The following is a 3,160-nucleotide window of genomic DNA, read 5'->3' as shown; positions in this document are numbered from 1 at the left end:
CACTCGCACTTTCCTCGCCAGAGTCAGATGTTTATAAGAGAACTCTCCTCCGCCGCTGACGCCATCCGCACAGTTGACCACACGACGGTCGCCGCCACCCCTTACGGTTCCGCAGACCGGAGAATCCTCATGGACATAACGACACAGAACACTGAAGCGCCACCCCCCACCCCACAGACTTCCGCGCCCGGCACGAAGATCGCCGACCGCGGCGCCTCCCGCACCGGAGACCGTGTCTTCATCGGTCTCTCCCGCGGGTCCGGCATCTTCCTCCTGGTGATCATGGCCGCCATCGCGGCCTTCCTCACCTATCGCGCGGCCAACGCGATCAGCGAGGACCACGGGAACTTCCTCACGACGTTCGAGTGGAACACCAACCTGCTGCCGCCGAACTTCGGCATCGCGGTGCTGGCCTTCGGCACGGTGGTCTCCTCGATCATCGCCATGGCCCTCGCGGTCCCCGTCGCCGTCGGCATCGCGCTGTTCATCACGCACTACGCGCCGCGCAAGCTCGGCGGCCCCATCGGGTTCGTGATCGACCTGCTCGCCGCCGTCCCCTCCATCGTGTACGGCCTCTGGGGCGCCCTCGTCCTGGTCCCGCACATGGGCGGTCTCTTCGGCTGGCTCGACCACTACTTCGGCTGGACCGGCATCTTCGAGTGGCAGGGCGGCGCCCCCCGCTCGATGCTCACCGTCGGTGTCCTGCTCGCGATCATGATCCTGCCGATCATCACCAACGTGAGCCGCGAGGTCTTCCGCCAGGCTCCGCCGATGATCCAGGAGGCCGCGCTCGCGCTCGGCGCCACGCGCTGGGAGGTCATCCGCATGTCGGTGCTGCCCTTCGGCCGCTCCGGTGTGATCTCCGCGTCGATGCTCGGCCTCGGCCGCGCGCTCGGCGAGACGATGGCCGTCGCCACGGTCCTCTCGCCCACCTTCGAGATCAACGCCAGCCTGCTCGACCCGGGCGGCGGCACCTTCGCGCAGAACATCGCGAGCAAGTTCAGCGAGGCCACCCCGCTCGGCCAGGACGCGCTGATCGCCTCCGGTCTCGTCCTGTTCGTCATCACCCTGCTGGTCAACGGCGGCGCGCGGATGATCATCAACCGCCGCAAGGAGTACTCGGGGGCCAACGCATGAGCCACGCATCCGTCACCGAGAGGCGCCCCAGCAGCCTGCGCGGCGCCAGCCTCCCCTCGTGGTCCCCGTGGGGGATCGCCGCGGGCGCGCTCGTCCTCGCCGTGGTCATCGGACTGGTGGGCGGTCTCGACAGCAAGGTCCAGTGGGGCCTGATCGCCGCGATCCTCTTCATCCTCGGCACCTACGGCATCTCGGCCCGCGTCGAGGGCCGCCGCCAGGCCAAGGACCGGGTCGCGACCAGCCTCGTCTGGGTCTGCTTCCTCGTCGCCATCGTCCCGCTGGCCTCCCTGATCTGGGAGACCGCCAAGCGTGGCGTGAAGGTCTTCGACATCTACTTCCTGACCCACTCCATGGGAGTGGTCGCCGACACCGAGACCGGTGGCGGCATCTACCACGCGATCATCGGCACCCTCGAGCAGGTCGGCATCGCCACCCTGATCGCCGTGCCGATCGGTGTGCTCACCGCCGTCTACCTGGTGGAGTACGGGCGCGGCAAGCTCGCCAAGGCCGTCACCTTCTTCGTCGACGTCATGACGGGCATCCCGTCGATCGTCGCCGGCCTGTTCATCCTCAGCTTCTGGATCCTGATCCTGGACATGGGCTACTCCGGCTTCGCCGGTTCGCTCGCCCTGTCCATCCTGATGATGCCCGTCGTGGTCCGCTCCACCGAGGAGATGCTCAAGCTCGTACCGAACGAGCTGCGCGAGGCCTCCCTCGCGCTGGGCGTCCCGAAGTGGCGCACCATCATCAAGGTGGTCCTGCCGACGTCCATCGGCGGTATCACCACGGGTGTGATGCTCGCGGTCGCCCGCATCACGGGCGAGACGGCCCCGGTGCTGCTCCTGGTCTGGGGCACGAACTTCATCAACACCAACCCGTTCTCGGATCCGCAGGCCTCGCTGCCGCTGTACATCTACCAGCAGTACGCGAACAGCGCCGGCTCCGGCGCGGCCTACGACAGGGCCTGGGCGGCGGCACTCGCGCTCATCGCCTTCGTCATGATCCTGAACCTGGCGGCCCGCGGCATCGCCCGCTGGAAGGCCCCGAAGACGGGCCGCTGACGCGGCCAATCAGCGACCCGAACCTCTCGAAAGAAGCAGTGACTGACATGGCCAAGCGAATCGACGTGAGCGGTCTGACCGCTTACTACAGCGCCCACAAGGCGATCGAAGACATCTCGATGACGGTCGAGCCCCGCTCGGTGACGGCCTTCATCGGCCCCTCCGGCTGCGGCAAGTCGACCTTCCTGCGCACCCTCAACCGGATGCACGAGGTCACCCCTGGCGGCCGCGTCGACGGCAAGGTGCTCCTGGACGACGAGGACCTGTACGGCCAGGGCGTCGACCCCGTCGCCGTGCGCCGCACGATCGGCATGGTCTTCCAGCGCCCCAACCCCTTCCCCACCATGTCGATCTTCGACAACGTGGCGGCGGGCCTCAAGCTCAACGGCTCCTACCGGAAGTCCGAGCTCAACGACATCGTCGAGAAGTCCCTCAAGGGCGCGAACCTCTGGAACGAGGTCAAGGACCGCCTGAACAAGCCCGGCTCGGGCCTGTCCGGCGGCCAGCAGCAGCGACTGTGCATCGCGCGGGCGATCGCGGTGGAGCCGCAGGTCCTTCTCATGGACGAGCCGTGCTCGGCCCTGGACCCGATCTCCACCCTCGCCATCGAGGACCTGATCGGTGAGCTGAAGGAGCGCTTCACGATCGTCATCGTGACGCACAACATGCAGCAGGCCGCGCGGGTCTCCGACCGCACCGCGTTCTTCAACCTGGCCGCGGTGGGCCAGCCGGGCCGTCTCATCGAGATCGACGACACGGAGCGGATCTTCTCCAACCCGTCGGTCCAGGCCACCGAGGACTACATCTCGGGCCGCTTCGGCTGAGCCGTCCCCCACAAGAACCCCTCGCGGTGCTGCATGGCGGTGCCACCGCGAGGACGAGAAGGGGGCGCCCCCCGGAGAGGGGGGGGGGCGCGCAGCCCGTTGGGCGGGGGCGGGCCCCGGCCCCGCGCGCGGGGCGCG

At 68.2% G+C, this 3,160-nt stretch carries 3 protein-coding genes; all 3 read left to right on the top strand.

The window, feature by feature from the left end; genetic code table 11:
• The first annotated feature begins 129 nt into the window (after nucleotides 1-129).
• Genes pstC through pstB form a run of 3 tightly spaced genes read left to right on the top strand, consistent with a single transcriptional unit; the run spans nucleotide 130 to nucleotide 3,022 of the window.
• The gene (gene pstC / locus ACFV2J_RS34060; protein ID WP_385442280.1) at nucleotides 130-1,137 is read left to right on the top strand and encodes a phosphate ABC transporter permease subunit PstC; all 1,008 of its coding nucleotides are present in this window, start codon (nucleotides 130-132) and stop codon (nucleotides 1,135-1,137) included.
• Nucleotides 1,134-2,198 (top strand): phosphate ABC transporter permease PstA, encoded by a 1,065-nt coding sequence (pstA, locus tag ACFV2J_RS34055; protein ID WP_385442278.1) that lies wholly within the window; start codon nucleotides 1,134-1,136, stop codon nucleotides 2,196-2,198. The genes pstC and pstA overlap by 4 nt, the downstream gene beginning before the upstream one ends.
• A 47-nt stretch (nucleotides 2,199-2,245) precedes the next feature.
• A complete protein-coding gene (pstB, locus tag ACFV2J_RS34050) occupies nucleotides 2,246-3,022 on the top strand; it encodes a phosphate ABC transporter ATP-binding protein PstB (protein ID WP_266700092.1) in 777 nt (258 codons plus the stop codon).
• The last annotated feature ends 138 nt before the right edge of the window (nucleotides 3,023-3,160 follow it).

The sequence above is a fragment of the Streptomyces sp. NPDC059668 genome, assembly GCF_042734135.1.
In the GTDB taxonomy this organism is placed as follows: Bacteria; Actinomycetota; Actinomycetes; order Streptomycetales; family Streptomycetaceae; genus Streptomyces.
This window is presented reverse-complemented; position numbering and strand designations above follow the sequence as displayed.

Coding starts and splice junctions, on each gene's coding strand:
- pstC (WP_385442280.1), top strand. CDS start 130: ATGGACATAACGACACAGAACACTGAAGCGCCACCCCCCACCCCACAG.
- pstA (WP_385442278.1), top strand. CDS start 1,134: ATGAGCCACGCATCCGTCACCGAGAGGCGCCCCAGCAGCCTGCGCGGC.
- pstB (WP_266700092.1), top strand. CDS start 2,246: ATGGCCAAGCGAATCGACGTGAGCGGTCTGACCGCTTACTACAGCGCC.